The 14,561-nt window shown below is 48.7% G+C and carries 12 protein-coding genes; 8 read left to right on the top strand and 4 right to left on the bottom strand.

The features are described from left to right. Positions 1-126 precede the first annotated feature (126 nt). The 4 genes from Q4Q54_RS19945 (at position 127) to mog (ending at position 5,889) form a co-directional block, all read left to right on the top strand. Positions 127-1,347: a sugar MFS transporter gene (locus Q4Q54_RS19945; protein ID WP_212601157.1), complete on the top strand. Its 1,221-nt coding sequence runs from the start codon at positions 127-129 to the stop codon at positions 1,345-1,347. Positions 1,348-1,625: 278 nt separating this feature from the next. After that, positions 1,626-4,022, top strand: coding sequence for a TonB-dependent receptor domain-containing protein (locus Q4Q54_RS19940; RefSeq protein WP_311989378.1), 2,397 nt, complete (start codon positions 1,626-1,628; stop codon positions 4,020-4,022). A 119-nt stretch (positions 4,023-4,141) separates the two neighbouring features. Next, positions 4,142-5,101 carry a carbohydrate kinase gene (locus Q4Q54_RS19935; protein ID WP_311989377.1) on the top strand — a complete coding sequence of 320 codons (960 nt, stop codon included), beginning with the start codon at positions 4,142-4,144 and terminating at the stop codon, positions 5,099-5,101. 254 nt (positions 5,102-5,355) lie between these two features. Continuing rightward, entirely contained in the window at positions 5,356-5,889 is a 534-nt protein-coding gene (gene mog, locus Q4Q54_RS19930) for a molybdopterin adenylyltransferase (protein WP_311989376.1), read from the top strand. 72 nt (positions 5,890-5,961) lie between these two features. Here mog and Q4Q54_RS19925 read toward each other — a convergent pair whose 3' ends face one another. The 4 genes from Q4Q54_RS19925 to Q4Q54_RS19910 all read right to left on the bottom strand — a co-directional run bounded on the left by Q4Q54_RS19925 (position 5,962) and on the right by Q4Q54_RS19910 (position 9,914). Then, positions 5,962-6,210, bottom strand: coding sequence for a hypothetical protein (locus Q4Q54_RS19925; protein ID WP_311989375.1), 249 nt, complete (start codon positions 6,208-6,210; stop codon positions 5,962-5,964). Between the two features lie 79 nt (positions 6,211-6,289). Then, on the bottom strand, positions 6,290-7,429 hold the full coding sequence (locus Q4Q54_RS19920; RefSeq protein WP_311989374.1) for an ABC transporter permease: 1,140 nt from the start codon (positions 7,427-7,429) through the stop codon (positions 6,290-6,292). Positions 7,430-7,523: 94 nt separating this feature from the next. Then, positions 7,524-8,258 carry an ATP-binding cassette domain-containing protein gene (locus Q4Q54_RS19915; RefSeq protein WP_107946174.1) on the bottom strand — a complete coding sequence of 245 codons (735 nt, stop codon included), beginning with the start codon at positions 8,256-8,258 and terminating at the stop codon, positions 7,524-7,526. Positions 8,259-8,261: 3 nt separating this feature from the next. Continuing rightward, positions 8,262-9,914 carry an alpha/beta hydrolase gene (locus Q4Q54_RS19910; RefSeq protein WP_311989373.1) on the bottom strand — a complete coding sequence of 551 codons (1,653 nt, stop codon included), beginning with the start codon at positions 9,912-9,914 and terminating at the stop codon, positions 8,262-8,264. A gap of 93 nt (positions 9,915-10,007) precedes the next feature. On the opposite strand from Q4Q54_RS19910, the gene Q4Q54_RS19905 reads away from it, so the two are divergent. The 4 genes from Q4Q54_RS19905 (at position 10,008) to Q4Q54_RS19890 (ending at position 14,537) form a co-directional block, all read left to right on the top strand. Further along, positions 10,008-10,379 (top strand): GntR family transcriptional regulator, encoded by a 372-nt coding sequence (locus Q4Q54_RS19905; protein ID WP_006084836.1) that lies wholly within the window; start codon positions 10,008-10,010, stop codon positions 10,377-10,379. 53 nt (positions 10,380-10,432) lie between these two features. After that, positions 10,433-11,296 (top strand): ABC transporter ATP-binding protein, encoded by an 864-nt coding sequence (locus Q4Q54_RS19900; RefSeq protein ID WP_311989372.1) that lies wholly within the window; start codon positions 10,433-10,435, stop codon positions 11,294-11,296. Then, a complete protein-coding gene (locus tag Q4Q54_RS19895; protein ID WP_311989371.1) occupies positions 11,293-12,603 on the top strand; it encodes an ABC transporter permease in 1,311 nt (436 codons plus the stop codon). The genes Q4Q54_RS19900 and Q4Q54_RS19895 overlap by 4 nt, the downstream gene beginning before the upstream one ends. A 128-nt stretch (positions 12,604-12,731) precedes the next feature. Then, the gene (locus tag Q4Q54_RS19890) at positions 12,732-14,537 is read left to right on the top strand and encodes a long-chain fatty acid--CoA ligase (protein ID WP_311989370.1); all 1,806 of its coding nucleotides are present in this window, start codon (positions 12,732-12,734) and stop codon (positions 14,535-14,537) included. Positions 14,538-14,561: the final 24 nt, after the last annotated feature.

The following is a 14,561-nucleotide window of genomic DNA, read 5'->3' as shown; positions in this document are numbered from 1 at the left end:
TTTGAGTTAGTCTCAAGTTTTGGGGGAGGCTGGCTCACTGCTGTACACAAAAGCCGAAACCCTTTCAGCATGCTGTTACTGAGCTGCTGAGAGCGAGTAGGTATAATAACGATAAGGTGAAATGGTATGGTAAGTGATTCAAAAGGTTGCGATAACCGCAATCATACCCGTATTCGGGTACTCACATATTTAATGTTTTTCATGTTCGCTATGACCTCAGATGCCGTGGGCGTCATTATTCCTGAGTTGATATCCCAGTTTGGTTTGTCCATGTCGCAGGCCAGTGCCTTCCATTATATGCCGATGATTTTTATCGCGGTGAGTGGACTGTTTTTAGGCTTCTTGGCGGATAAGATAGGGCGTAAGTTAACAATTCTATTAGGGTTATTGTTATTCGCGCTCGCCTGCTTCATGTTCGCGTTGGGGGAGTCATTTTACTATTTCTTGTTCCTACTCGCCTTTGTCGGCACGGCGATTGGCGTCTTTAAAACCGGCGCGCTGGGGCTTATTGGCGATATCTCGACTTCCTCAAAACAGCATTCGAGCACTATGAATACGGTGGAGGGCTACTTTGGTGTCGGCGCCATGATAGGGCCGGCCATCGTTAGTTATTTACTGATCAGCGGCGTCTCTTGGAAGTATCTGTATTTTGGCGCGGGTTGCTTCTGTTTAGTACTGTGTTGGTTAGCTTATCGGGCGGATTATCCGCAAATCAAACGTTCTTCGACGGATGCCATTAACCTTGCCAGCACCTTTAAGATGATGAAAAACCCTTATGCATTAGGGTTCTCACTCGCGATAGGTTTATATGTTGCCACCGAAGTGGCGATTTATGTGTGGATGCCGACCTTGCTGCAAAGCTATCAAGGCGATTACACCACCTTGGCCGCTTATGCCCTAACGATCTTTTTTACCCTGCGTGCGGGTGGCCGCTTTTTAGGTGGCTGGGTGCTCGATCGCTTCCCGTGGCAGCAAGTAATGTTCTGGTTTAGCTTCGCGATAAGTGCTTGTTATCTTGGGTCTATGATCTACGGTATTGAAGCGGCAGTCGTCTTGTTGCCCTTGTCTGGGCTGTTTATGTCGATGATGTATCCCACACTTAATTCTAAGGGGATTAGCTGTTTTCCCGTAGATCAGCATGGCTCTGTGGCTGGGGTGATTTTGTTTTTTACTGCCGTGTCCGCTGCCGTTGGGCCCTTGTTGATGGGGTTAGTGGGCGATATTTTCGGCCATGTTAAATATGGCTTCTACCTCGCCACTGGTTTTGCCATTTTGTTATGCCTCTTGAGCGGATTTAATCTCGTTAAAGATCCTGCCCGTCATTTGTTAACTTTCGATGCGCACTAATTTGGGCTGTGACAGAAAATATTTTTCTGTCACATTTCTTCAATTAATCAATATGTTGATATGGTACACCCAGAGTGCGAACCAAAATTGTGCAAAAAACACACTTGCTTTTTGTTATTAAGTTGCTAACTTGTTAACTTAATCGATTAAGTTGATTCGGGGTTCAGTTCAATATGACCTTGAACAATCACTAAGATGGTTCTTCGATTAATCACAATTCGGTAGATGTAGCTATGGGGAGAGCGGGCTGCATCTCAAATATGGGTGGGGACATAAAAATGATAAAAAGCACATCACAGAAATTCTTGTTAAGTACATTGGCCGTGTTGGTGAGTTCTCACCTTTGGGCAGCCGACGCACCACAACAGGAAGAAGCTAAGAAAGACGCGTTAGGTTTAGAAAGAATTACCGTGACTGGGGTTGCCCGTGGCACTCGTGTTATGGATTCGAGTGTGTCAGTCAGCAGTGTGTCACTGGCTGAGCTTGAAGTGAGTACGCCGCGTTCATCGGCCGAAGCATTCCGTATTATTCCGGGGATGAAGGTCGAGTCTACTGGCGGTGAAGGTAACGCTAACATAGCTGTGCGTGGTTTACCTGTGGCGTCTGGTGGTGCTAAGTTCCTGCAAATTCAAGAAGATGGTTTGCCAATCCTACAGTTTGGCGATATCGCCTTTGGTAACGCAGACATCTTTTTACGCTTAGATTCAACAGTGCAAACCATTGAATCTATCCGTGGCGGCTCTGCATCGACTGCGGCCAGTAATGCCCCTGGCGGCATTATCAACGTGATCAGTAAAACCGGTACTTCGGATTCGGGCAGTGTGGCTACCACCTTAGGGCTGGATTACGATACCTTCCGTACCGACTTTGAATACGGCACTAGCATCAACGACAGCCTGCGTTTCCATGTGGGTGGTTTTGTGCGTACGGGCGAAGGCCCACGCGATGCTGGCTATAACGCAAACAAAGGCGGCCAGATCAAAGCTAACTTAACCAAAGAATTTGATAAAGGTTATGTTCGTCTGTATTTCAAACATTTAGACGATAAAAGCATTGGTTACTTACCTATGCCTATGTACTCAGATGGCAGTTCAATCCCAGGTTTTGATGCTAAATCCGATGCAATTCAATCCGCGTATTTCCAATCAACCTTGAGCTTAGGTGCCGATGGCGAACGTCGCCGTGGCGATATGCGCGATGGCATGAATCCTGTGGTTAATTCTGTCGGCTTAGAAGCCTCATTCGATTTAGGTAACGATTGGCAGGTCGAAAACCGTTTCCGTTTCTCCGATGTGAGCGGCAACTTCATCGCGCCATTCCCAGCCGAAGTGGCCAACGGTAGCGACATTGCCACCAGTATTGCTGGCACTGGCGCTAAGTTGATTTACGCCAATGGACCTAATGCGGGTAGTCAGATGGACGGTTTAGCCATGCGTATCAATACCTTCGATGTGCAGATGAATGACTTTGGCTCAATCGTAAACGACTTAAAATTGACTAAAACCTTCGACGATACCAGCGTGACCTTAGGCTATTACAACGCCACCCAAAACATCGGCATGAGTTGGATGTGGAACTCTTATCTGATGGAAGTAAAAGGCGATAATGCCGCGCTATTAGATGTGGTTGCCGCCGATGGTACTGCGTATTCTGACAATGGCCTCTATGGTTATGGCGTACCTTACTGGGGAAATTGTTGCCAACGTAATTACGATACCGACTACACCATTAAAGCGCCTTACCTCGCGTTAGCCTCGAGTTTTGGTGACTTGTCCCTCGATGCCAGTGTGCGTTATGACAGTGGTGATGCGAGCGGTAACTACGCCGGTAGCGTCCAATCGCAAGTGGATATGAATCTCGATGGGGTGATTTCAATCCCTGAGCAGAGTGTATCTTCCATCGATAATGCTAACCCTCAGCCAGTAAATTACGATTGGAGTTACACCTCTTACTCGTTAGGTGCTAACTATCAGTTTGCCAGTGACTTAGCTGCTTTTGCACGCTTGAGTCATGGTGGCCGCGCCAATGCCGACCGTCTGTTATTTGGTAAGGTGCGTGCCGATGGTTCAGTGGCGAAGGAAGATGCAGTTGATATCGTTGACCAGTACGAGTTAGGTGTTAAATACCGTTACGATGATTTGTCTGTGTTCGCGACAGCGTTCTACTCTGAAACCGAAGAGCAAAACTTTGAAGCCACAAGCCAACGTTTCTTCGACCGTAAGTACAAAGCCAAAGGTATCGAAATCGAGTCGGCCTATTTTATCGGTGACTTCGACTTTAGAGGCAACCTAACCTGGACCGATGCTGAGATTGCTAAAGATGCATTGACGCCAGAAGTGGTGGGCAATACCCCAAGAAGACAGGCTGACTTTATCTACTCTTTGATGGGCCGTTACAACTTTGACCAAGGTTCAGTGGGCGTTAACTTAATCGGTACCACGGATTCTTATGCTCAAGATAATAACGACTTAAGTTTCGACGGCTACAACCAAGTAAATGCCTTTGCAACTTACAATCTGACCGAAGCCATGAGTGTGTCTTTAAACGTCAACAACTTGTTTAATGCCACGGGTATTACTGAAGCGGAAGAAGGCTCAATCCCTGATAACAATATCATCCGTGCCCGTACCATTAATGGCCGCACCACGAGTGCGACGCTGAAATACGAGTTCTAAGCGGATATTGGTACAGAAACTGTTTATACAGAAAAAATGCTAAGCCCAAAACAGCCCATGAAAGTGGGCTTTTTGTCTGATACAAAATGCAGAATATAGAATACAAAGTTGGAGTGAAAATGACGGTATTACTCAGTTTCGGTGAGGTGTTAGTAGACTTGCTGCCGACCGATGCCACGGGCAAACATCACCAGCCGATTGCCGGTGGCGCGCCCGCCAATGTGGCCGTAGGTTACGCGAAACTCGGCGGTCAGAGTTACTTTGCTGGCGGCATCAGCGCCGACCATTACGGCGTCATGTTAAAGCAAGCCTTAGCGGAGCAGGGTGTGGCGACCGATTATTTGGCCGAAGTACCGGGCGCCGCTACCGCGACTGTACTGGTCAATTTAGATGAGCAGGGTGAGCGCACTTTTGAGTTTAACCGCACTGGCACTGCCGATATGCGCTACAGCAATCAGCATTTCGACCATATTCCATGGCAGGGGATTGATATCTTTCACCTTTGCTCGAATACCTTTACCGAAACCGCCATTTTTAACACTAGCCTTTATGGCGCGCGTTGTGCCAATGCGTTCGCGACCTTAGTGAGCTTTGATGTGAACCTGCGTTTATCCCTGTGGCAAGACTTGTCCTTGCTGGCCGAGCGGGTTGAGCAGTGTTTCCGTTACACCCAAGTGCTGAAAATGAGCCGTGAAGAAGCGGACTATTTAGCGCTGGCGCGGGATAAGAGTTTCGAAGACTATTTGCAGTTTTGCCTCGCCCAAGGGGTTGAGGTGATTTTGGTCACCGATGGCGCCAATCCAGTGCAATGCATCACAGCGTTGCAAAGGTTTAGCGTACCCGTCCCCAAAATCTCTGCCGTCGATACCACGGCTGCAGGTGACAGTTTTATCTCAGGTTTTCTGTTCGCCTTAGGCTTAGAGTTAGAATACGACTTAGCGTATTTAACGCTGCAACAAAGGCTCGAAAGTAAAGCGCACTTAGAGGCGGCGGTGGTATTTGCCACTCGCTGCGGCGCGATTACCTGCGGGCAAAAGGGCGCGTTTCCTTCTTTGCCCACACTGGCGCAGGTCAGCTAAACCTGACTGCATTAACGATAAAATCCAAGGCGAGCCTGTTGAGTTTGCCTTGGATTTTTTGTCTTTTAGATTTTCCGCCCACCATTTTCAATAGCATAGCGCGAACCCAATCACGTTTTAGTCGCCCCCTTTTCCGAGCATTTATGCTATTTTAGCTGCGACTTAAGGTCGAAGATGCAGCGGCTTCTTCCATGCTTGATGTCGACATTTTTTATTTCGGCAGGGTTTTATTTCAACATCACTGGGGATTTCCTATGAGCAAAGCAAAAATCGGTATTGTGACGGTAAGCGATCGCGCCAGCGCGGGGATTTATGAAGATATCTCAGGCAAGGCGATTATCGACACGCTCAACGACTACCTCACCAGCGAGTGGGAGCCGATTTATCAAGTGATCCCCGATGAGCAGGATGTGATTGAAGCGACGCTGATCAAAATGGCTGACGAGCAGGATTGCTGCTTGATTGTCACCACGGGCGGCACTGGACCTGCGAAACGCGATGTCACCCCAGAAGCCACAGAAGCCGTATGCGATCGCATGATGCCAGGCTTTGGCGAGTTGATGCGCACTGAATCCTTAAAGTTTGTCCCCACCGCCATTTTATCCCGCCAAACCGCAGGTTTACGGGGGGATTCTTTGATTGTGAACTTGCCCGGCAAGCCAAAATCGATTCGCGAATGTTTAGATGCCGTGTTCCCCGCTATTCCTTACTGTATCGATTTGATGGAAGGCCCGTATTTAGAGTGCAATGAGTCGGTAATCAAACCATTCAGGCCTAAGGCTAAGTAAGCTTCTATCTAGCTTGTAAAAACAATAAAGCCACTGAAATTCAATGGCTTTATTGTTTTGTTCGTTTAGGGCTCATAACTGATTAATCTGCTGCTTTAGCTCGTACTCTGGCTCTGTCACGATTTTTTCAAGTACTTGTACTCGCTCGATCAGTGCTTGGTTTTGTAGGCTGAGTTGAGTCACTTTATCCTTAAGATGGCTATCGTCTGCGGCGCCTACTCCAAATTGGCGTGCCTTTAGATAGTGCTTAAACATCTCAGTGGCACTCATACCTATGATGAAGGTGACCATAATCACCATTAAGACATATTCGTTTTCCATAACAAACTCCCGTGGCTATTGAGGTTTTCAACTTGGAGACGATTTGGCGATCGCCGCCAAGTTGAGCAATCGATTTACCTTACAAACCGAAGATCACTTTTTCACTCTTGAGCGACCTTTCCATGCCAAACGCCAGCAATACCGCAATGGCGAGTGTGCCTAAGGTCGAAACCAGTAACTGCAACATGGGCAAGTCTTTACCTTTGATAAAGTCCATTAAGGCCTGTTGTTGACCCGAGACTGGCAGCCACTGCAGCATGTCTGGCGCTATGTTGTAGCTGGCGGCCATCGACAAGGCTAAGGGCACAAACAACACCATAGTCAGATAGGATTGGGCTTCCTTAAAGGTTTTCGCCATAAAAGACACAAACAGTTGCAGGCAAGCGGCCATTAACGCGACGGGAATACCGACCACTAACATCAGCGCCATAAATTCCGTGGTGATGTTGACGCTAAAGCCGAGTTCTTGCCAAGGCACAAAGGTGTAGGCGACTTTAGATACCAGCAAAATCAGCACTAAGCCTAATAAGGCAAACAGACTCACAGCGATGATTTTCGACAACACTAACTGGCGTGTGGTCAGTGGATGACTGAGTAACAGAGCTAGCGAGTTACGTTCGCGTTCACCCGCGCTGGTATCTATGGCGAGGTTCATGCCCGAGATAAACACTGAGTAAATCATAGTGAAAATCGCGATACCTAAGATCATCCCGCCCTTCGAATCTGTGGTCGCTTGGTCGTGGACACTGACCTTCAGTGGCTGCATCACGCGGGGATCTATACCGCGGGCTATCAGCCGTAGACTGCCCATTTCTGTGCTGTAGGACTGCAGTTGCTTCTCGAGTCGGCGAATCGAGTTTTGCAGTTTTTCATTGGAATTATCGGCAACAATCGTGATCTCGGCGCCTTTGCCTTGGTTCATTTGCGCGGCATAGTCTGTGCTGATGATAAGCTCTATGGCCTTAAGTTCACTGTCCTTAGCTTCACCGCTGTTAATACCTTTATTCGATAAAAAACGGACTAAATCCGGCGCTTTATCAGGGTTGGTAATAGTGATTTTTAGATCGTCTGGACTCGTCAGCTGACCAATTAACACCATAAACAGGCCGCACATGATCAGCGGCGTGCCTATGGCGTAATAAAGCCCCGCCATCACAGAGCGCTTATCGCGAGCGGCATCGATGAGTTCTTTACGAACCATAGCGATTATTTTATTCATACTGTCATTCCTTTAACCATGTTCTTAAATGTCATGCCTTTACATATCAATGTCTTAAAGGTTAAAACCTGCGGGCGTGATCTCTGCTGGGTCATCATGCCGCTATCCCTTCATCTGTGCCGATCAGTTGAATAAAGGCTTCTTCGAGTGAGTCCTTACCCGTTTGGGTGCACAGTTCGGTGGGGCTGCCAATGGCGACGACTCTGCCTTGGGCCATGACGATCACTTGGTCGCATAGCGCGGCGACTTCCTGCATCACATGGCTAGAGAACAGCACGCAATGTCCTTGATTCTTAAGGTCAATAAGAATGTCACGCAGCAGGCGAGTGCTCATCACATCCAGCCCTCGGGTTGGTTCGTCGAGGATAATATTGCTCGGGCTGTGGACTATGGCCTGTGCTAGGGCGGTTTTCATCCTTTGTCCTTGGGAAAAGCCTTTGCAGCGGCGATCGCTAATGTCTTCCAAACGTAATTTCGCAATCACTTGGCTGGTGGCTTCCTTGGCCTCTTTGGGTGATAAGCCGCTTAGTTCGGCAAAATAACGAATGTATTCCCGTGGCGTTAAACGTTCGTACAGACCAAAAGGGTCGGGGAATAATCCGAGTTGCTGCTTAGCGCCGATAGGGTCGATGGCGACATCTATGCCTTCGATTTCTGCTTTGCCGTTATCGGGTTTCAGCAAGCCAAAAATCGTGCGTAAACAGGTAGTTTTACCCGCGCCGTTGGGGCCGAGTAATCCTGTGATTTGGCCGTTTTGGGCGACGAAGCTTAAGTCATTGAGCGCCTGTACGTCACCGATGCGCTTGGAAAGGTTGGATACTTTGATCATGGCTTACTCCTTGGCCCCAGTGCTGGCGTTATCATCAGTCGTTGTGGTTTTTGTGCTGGTCGCATCAAGCGGTTCTACCGAGCTGGCATTCAAATAAAAGCTGCGGCGCACATCTTTCTTTAAACATTCGCCGTCGAGATCCTTAACGGAACCCGAGCGAACGAGATCGGCAATCAGGTTATTGGCGCAGGATTGATAGGCTACGCCGTGGGTCGCATAGGGTGCGACAAAGTGCTTGGCATTGGTGAGTTTTTCCATCGCTAACTCGCCCCAACTCGGTGGTGTCGCAGGGTCGATTTCGCCGGATAACAACAATGTCGGAATATCGCTGCTGATGGGCTCGCTAAAGCTGTCATCGACCGCGGGGACTTTCCATACTTCACACGTGGCTTCTAAGCCTTCGAGCATAGTTTTGCCCATAAAGGAGTGCTGAGCCTGCTCGCGCATGGCGGGCGTAATACGGTGCATATCTTCGCCACAGACCACGGATGCGTGCATACCCATCGCCATGCCAGCATTGTCGATAGTGAGGGAATACAAACCGAGTATGGGTTGGAAGTTGTGTTTTGCGGCTTGATGAATTGCATGGGGCACTAAGGCGCGCACATTGGCTTGATACAGCGCCATGCGGATGGAGCCGTAGAACTTACCGCGCGTCATTGTCAGCATAGTCTTTTCACCTGTGACAGGATCGTAGACGTTTTCCATCACAGGCGCTTTGGCGAGTGAGGCCGCGACTTGGTCGAATTCGGCTTTAAGCTCAGGGAATTGCGTATGACAAGCGGTGGTTTCTTGGCAATCCTTAAAGAGTAAATCAAAGCCTCGATCAATCGATGCGCCGATTTCTAACACGCTTTGCTGCATTGGCACTATGCCGTCTAAGGTCACTGTGGCTAAGTGTGCAGGGTATAAACGCATGTAAAGCTGCGCCATACGCGTGCCGTAGGATATACCGTAAACATGCAATTTTTTGTAGCCCAAATGCTGGCGCACGGCTTCGAAGTCTTTAATCGCATTGAGGCTACCGTATTGGGTGACGTCGGCATCGATTTTGGCTAAGCATTTTTGGGTTTCGGCTAAAGTGTCGGCATTGTCATCATCGAATGACAGTGGAGATTGTGCGCCTTCATCACAGGTCAGCAGATTCGAGCGGCCTGTGCCCCTTTGGTCGATCAGCAAGATATCCCGCTGTTGGCGGACTTTGCTCAGCATGGCATCGAAACCCGCGGCATTGTCTATGGCCGATTGTCCTGGGCCGCCAGCAATGGCGAGCAAGGCTTCTTCATGGTTGACGTTTTTCACCGCAGGCAAGACGACGTAATGCACTTGGATCTGTTTGCCATCGGGTTTGTTAGGATTTTCTGGCACAGTCACAAAACCGCAGTTTAGGCGATCGGATACGCCTTCCACATAACAAGTGTCGGTGTTATTAGCCATGTTCCTAGCTATATCAGCCGCTTGTGTCTGTTGGCTTTTCACATCACTCGCCCACGTCGCCGTACTTGCCATCGCCAGCATAAGTGCGCTCATGCTTAACATGCGTGTGCTTAAAATACGCTTGCACCATGTGGCATTAGTTGCGCCATGCCGTGGCCGAGTTGGCGAAGGGCGTTGAGCGGTTTTGCTTAACTTCCTGTGTGTCATGCTATCTATCATGCGCGCTTTCCTTTTTGCATTTCAGGACGAGTGTGTTAATTTAACTACCAGTGTATCGGTGTATCAATGTATTAATACAGTGTGTAGAGGCTAATGTTAGAACTTTTAAATGTCAACCCCAGTAGTGGTGAACCAATTTACAAGCAATTACACGAACAAGTCGTGCGTTTAATTGTGGGCGGTCAGCTACAAGTGGATGATGTCTTGCCCTCTGTGCGCCAGATTGCCGAGTATCTTGCGGTGAATCCTATGACTGTCTCCCGCGCGATTCAGCAGCTTGTCGATCAGGGGTGGCTCGAGCGCCGCCGCGGCCAAGCGACAAAAGTCGCGCTGCGCACTGAGACTATGGCATCGGGGGCGAGCATGCTCGAACCCCAGCTCGATGCTTTGTTGTCGCAGGCTAAACAGTTAGGCGTCAGCCTGCCCGAGTTAATGCAATTGATAAATGAACGCTGGCAAGACTAGCGTTAACCTACTGTCACTTATCGATAAAATAGAATAAAAAAGGATGATATTCGATGGACCAAGCGTGCACACCAATACTTGAATTTAGCCAAGTGAATAAAGTCTTTCGCGGTAAAGGCGCAGGTGAAAAGTGGGCGCTTAAGGATTTATCGTTAACCTTGTCGGCGGGCATGGTGGTCGGGTTATTAGGGCAAAATGGGGCGGGTAAATCGACCCTAATGCGCTGCGCTTTGGGTGTGCTCATGCCGGATTCAGGCAGTATTGTTACCTTAGGCGAAACGCCCGAAAACTTAACCTCAAAGGCAAAGGAGCGCTTAGGTTATGTGCCGCAGCAACCTTTTGGTTATGAAGGTTTTACCATCGAACGCGCCCTCGATTTACACCGCAGTTTTTATCCCAATTGGGACATGCAATTAGAGCAAGATTGGCTAGTACGGTTCGAGCTAGATGTGACTCAACAGGTGCAACGTTTATCTGTGGGGCAAAGGCAATCGCTAGCCTTGATTATGGCGATGGCCTATCGCCCTGAGCTATTGATCCTCGATGAGCCCGTCGCCAGTCTCGATCCGATTGTACGGCGTAAATTTATGGTCGATTTGTTCGATCTCGCCCTCGAATCGGGTTCAGCTGTATTGTTTTCATCCCATATCACCTCAGATATCGAGCGGGTTGCCAGTCATGTGGCGCTGATTAAACACGGCGAATTAGTGCTGTTTAAAGAAATCGATGCCCTACGGGAACAAGTGCGTTTACTCACACTCGCACCCGAAACGGTTTTGCCTGAGTCGGCCACTGTGTTGAGTCGTGTCGGTGATTCAGTGCTGGTGGATTTAGGCGAGCACAGCGCGCCAATATCGTGCGTGTTAAAGAACGAAGCCCTTAATCTGGAACAGCTTTTTATGGAGCTACACAGATGAGTGCGCCAGAACTAAACATCACGCCGACGGCTAAGATGAAAGGCGCGCGGTTGATGAATCCATTTAATGGCATGCTGCGTCTTTGGTGTTTTGACGTCGGCAGTGTGAGCTTTTTAGGTACTGGCTTACTGGGAATGATCTTAGGTTGCATTACAGCGTTGCAGGGCAAAAGCGACAGTGCTGAATTGTTGTTTTCTATGGGAATAGTTTCAAGCTCGGCGGCGGTAGCATGGCAACTCATACGCTTGATGGCGAGTGAATGCGCCCAGTTAATTCCCCATTATCGCCGCCATATTTATATCCAAAGCGCAGTGGTGTTAACCTGCGTGTTTAGCATAAGCGTATTGTTCTGTTTAGCTCTGGGTTCAACGTCTAGCCTACCCACCTTAGTGTTGGCCTTGGTGATGAGTCTTGCCTTTATTTACCTGTGTTTACTCAGCACTCAGTGGTTTTATGCTTCCTTCTTACTGTTTGTTTTAGTGCCGTTTATCTCCTTGATTACAGGTTATATCCCCCTATGGTTAAGCGCGATTGCACTGGTGGCGTTAGGTGCTTTCATTATCCGTATCTGCCGCGCTTTACCTTGGCGTGCTGAGGCGAGAACTGTGTACCTCAATGGCCTCGAAATGGGCTGGTTCTGGCTGCCCAATTTGCAATCGATGCGTATCTTGAGCCGCTTTGAGCGTTATCTGCATCCCACCAATTTTTTTATCGGCCCCATGCTGACGATTTTACTGCTGCTCATACCGGCAGTCTGCCTAGTGCTTGGGGTGTTGTCGCACCAATTCCATCAGAATTTCCCCGTGTTACTGCTGTTGGCACAGTTCAGCGTGATTATGTGTTCGCTGGTGCATTGGAGCCGAGTGCAACGCTCGCGCTCGACAGAAACCTTATTGCTGATGCCAGGATTTGATGGTCGAAAAGGACTCATAGCGGCTTTTTGCCGTGGGCAGCAACGACTGCTGAATGTGGTGGTCGGCATTATGCTGGCGTGTAGTCTGCTGCTGGGTTGGCTCAGTGGTGATCTGAATATGCAGTTAGTAGGTCATCTGGTGCTTAGCACTTACTGGGCCTGCGCTTTGACCTTAGGTTTTGGCTGCATGTGTCGCCGAGTGTTGCATGTCACGCTCACTATGACGGTTGTTGCGGGGCATTCCCTGTGGGTGTCCATCAGCCTTGCATCGTTACGCGATGGCGGCAATCTAGGTGATTGGTTTATCTGGGATATGCTCTTAATGATACTTGGGAGCATAGTCCTGTTTTGGGGCAAGAAAACCCTCTGGAAGGGAGATGTCATTAGCGGCTAAACGGATATAGATTGCGATATTGGGACTTAGCTTGTACAAGATTAGAGCAAAAACTCTTAGTTTTTGGCTGGCCTTCAGGTAGAATGGCGCAAAAGCGGTACACTTGTAAGCTAAAAGGTGAGTCTCTTATGTCTCTCGATCAATATCATGTTATTCGACTATTACAGCAGCAGAGCGAGTCTTTAAAAGACGCAATAGCGCTGGAAGGTTTTGAAATGGCCGCTCCTTGGCATCAGGTGAGTTGGCAGGCCTTTGACCAAATTAGCAGTAAAATTGCACAAGTGTTGATCGAACTTGGCGTACAAGTGCAAGACCGTTGCGTTATTTTGGCGCAAAACTGCCCACAGTGGACCTGTGCCGATGTCGGGACGCTTAAAAGTCGCGCCGTTGTGGTGCCGATTTACCCCACCAGTACCGTCGAGCAGGCAAGCTTTATCGTTAACGATGCCGCGGCGAAGGTTATGTTTGTCGACGATGCTAAGCAATATGCTATGGCCTGCGAGCTTCAAACCTTATGCCCAAGCCTAGAGCATGTGATTGTTTTTGATGCCAGCGTGGCACTCGCAGCCGACAAAGCTTTCCAGCATTGGCATTTAGATGCCCTGCTAGCGGGCGATGCGAAAGCGATGACACAAGAAGTTGAGCTTAACCAGCGTTTACAGGCGGCTAATCTCGATGATTTACTGACCTTAATTTATACCTCTGGCACCACGGGCGATCCTAAAGGCGTGATGCTGGATTACCGCAATATGGCCTCGACTATACGTCAACACGATCATATTTTGCCTTTTAAAGCTGGCGATGTGTCTTTGGCATTTTTGCCATTAAGTCATGTATTTGAGCGCAGTTGGAGTTTCTACGTTTTGTGCCGTGGCGGTCATAACGTTTATCTGCAAAATACCCAAAGAGTGAAAGAGGCGATTAGCGCCGTACGTCCACATACCTTGTGTGTGGTGCCGCGTTTCCTCGAAAAAGTGTACAGCGCCGTACAAGATAAAGTCGCCAAGTCAGCCGATGGCCGTAAGAGGCTGTTTGCTTGGGCTATGCGCGTTGGCGGGCGTCAGTTCGAAGTCGGCCAAGGTCGTGCTAAGGGCGGATTATGGTTATCGCTGCAATGGCGTTTAGCTAACAAACTTGTGTATAGCAAGTTGCAAGCTGTGCTCGGTGGACGTTTGAAGTTTATGCCCTGCGGTGGCGCGGCATTAGATGTGAATGTTGGCAGTTTCTTTCATGCGATTAATATTCCTGTACTTTGTGGGTACGGCATGACCGAAACCAACGCCACCGTGACCTGTAACACCTTGGACAATCGTGTTGCCGGATCAAACGGTAAAGTCCTACCTGAAATCGAAATTAAGCTGGGTAAGGACGATGAGATTTTAGTTCGTGGCGCGACTGTGATGCGTGGTTATTACAATCGTCCTGAAGATACCGCTGCTGCATTTGAAGATGGTTGGTTAAAAACCGGTGATGCAGGGCGTTTCGATGCGAAAGGTAACTTATTTATTACCGACCGTATCAAAGAGTTAATGAAAACCTCTAACGGCAAATATATTGCGCCGCAACGGGTTGAGGGCGCCGTGGGCTGTTGTCCTTTTATCGAACAAGTGGCGATTATTGCCGATGCGCGTAACTATGTGACCGCCTTAATTGTGCCAGCGTTTGAGTCACTGGAAGCGTGGGCGAAGGACAAAGGGCTGAAGTATGAGTCGCCTTTAGAATTGCTGCGCCATAGTCATGTGGTTGAACATTTTGAGCAGCGCTTAAAGCAGTTGCAGCATGAGCTGGCGGGATTTGAACAGATTAAAAAGTTCACCCTCTTGCCTGAAGCTTTCTCGATGGAAGCGGGTTTAATTACCCCAACGCTCAAGTTGCGCCGCAAAATGATTTACCATAAATATGCCCATGAAATAAATGCTATGTATAACAACTGATTGTTAAGTCATTGTTACTAAAGG

Source organism: Shewanella sp. SP2S2-4 (assembly GCF_031932025.1).
GTDB lineage: Bacteria > Pseudomonadota > Gammaproteobacteria > Enterobacterales > Shewanellaceae > Shewanella > Shewanella baltica.
This window is presented reverse-complemented; position numbering and strand designations above follow the sequence as displayed.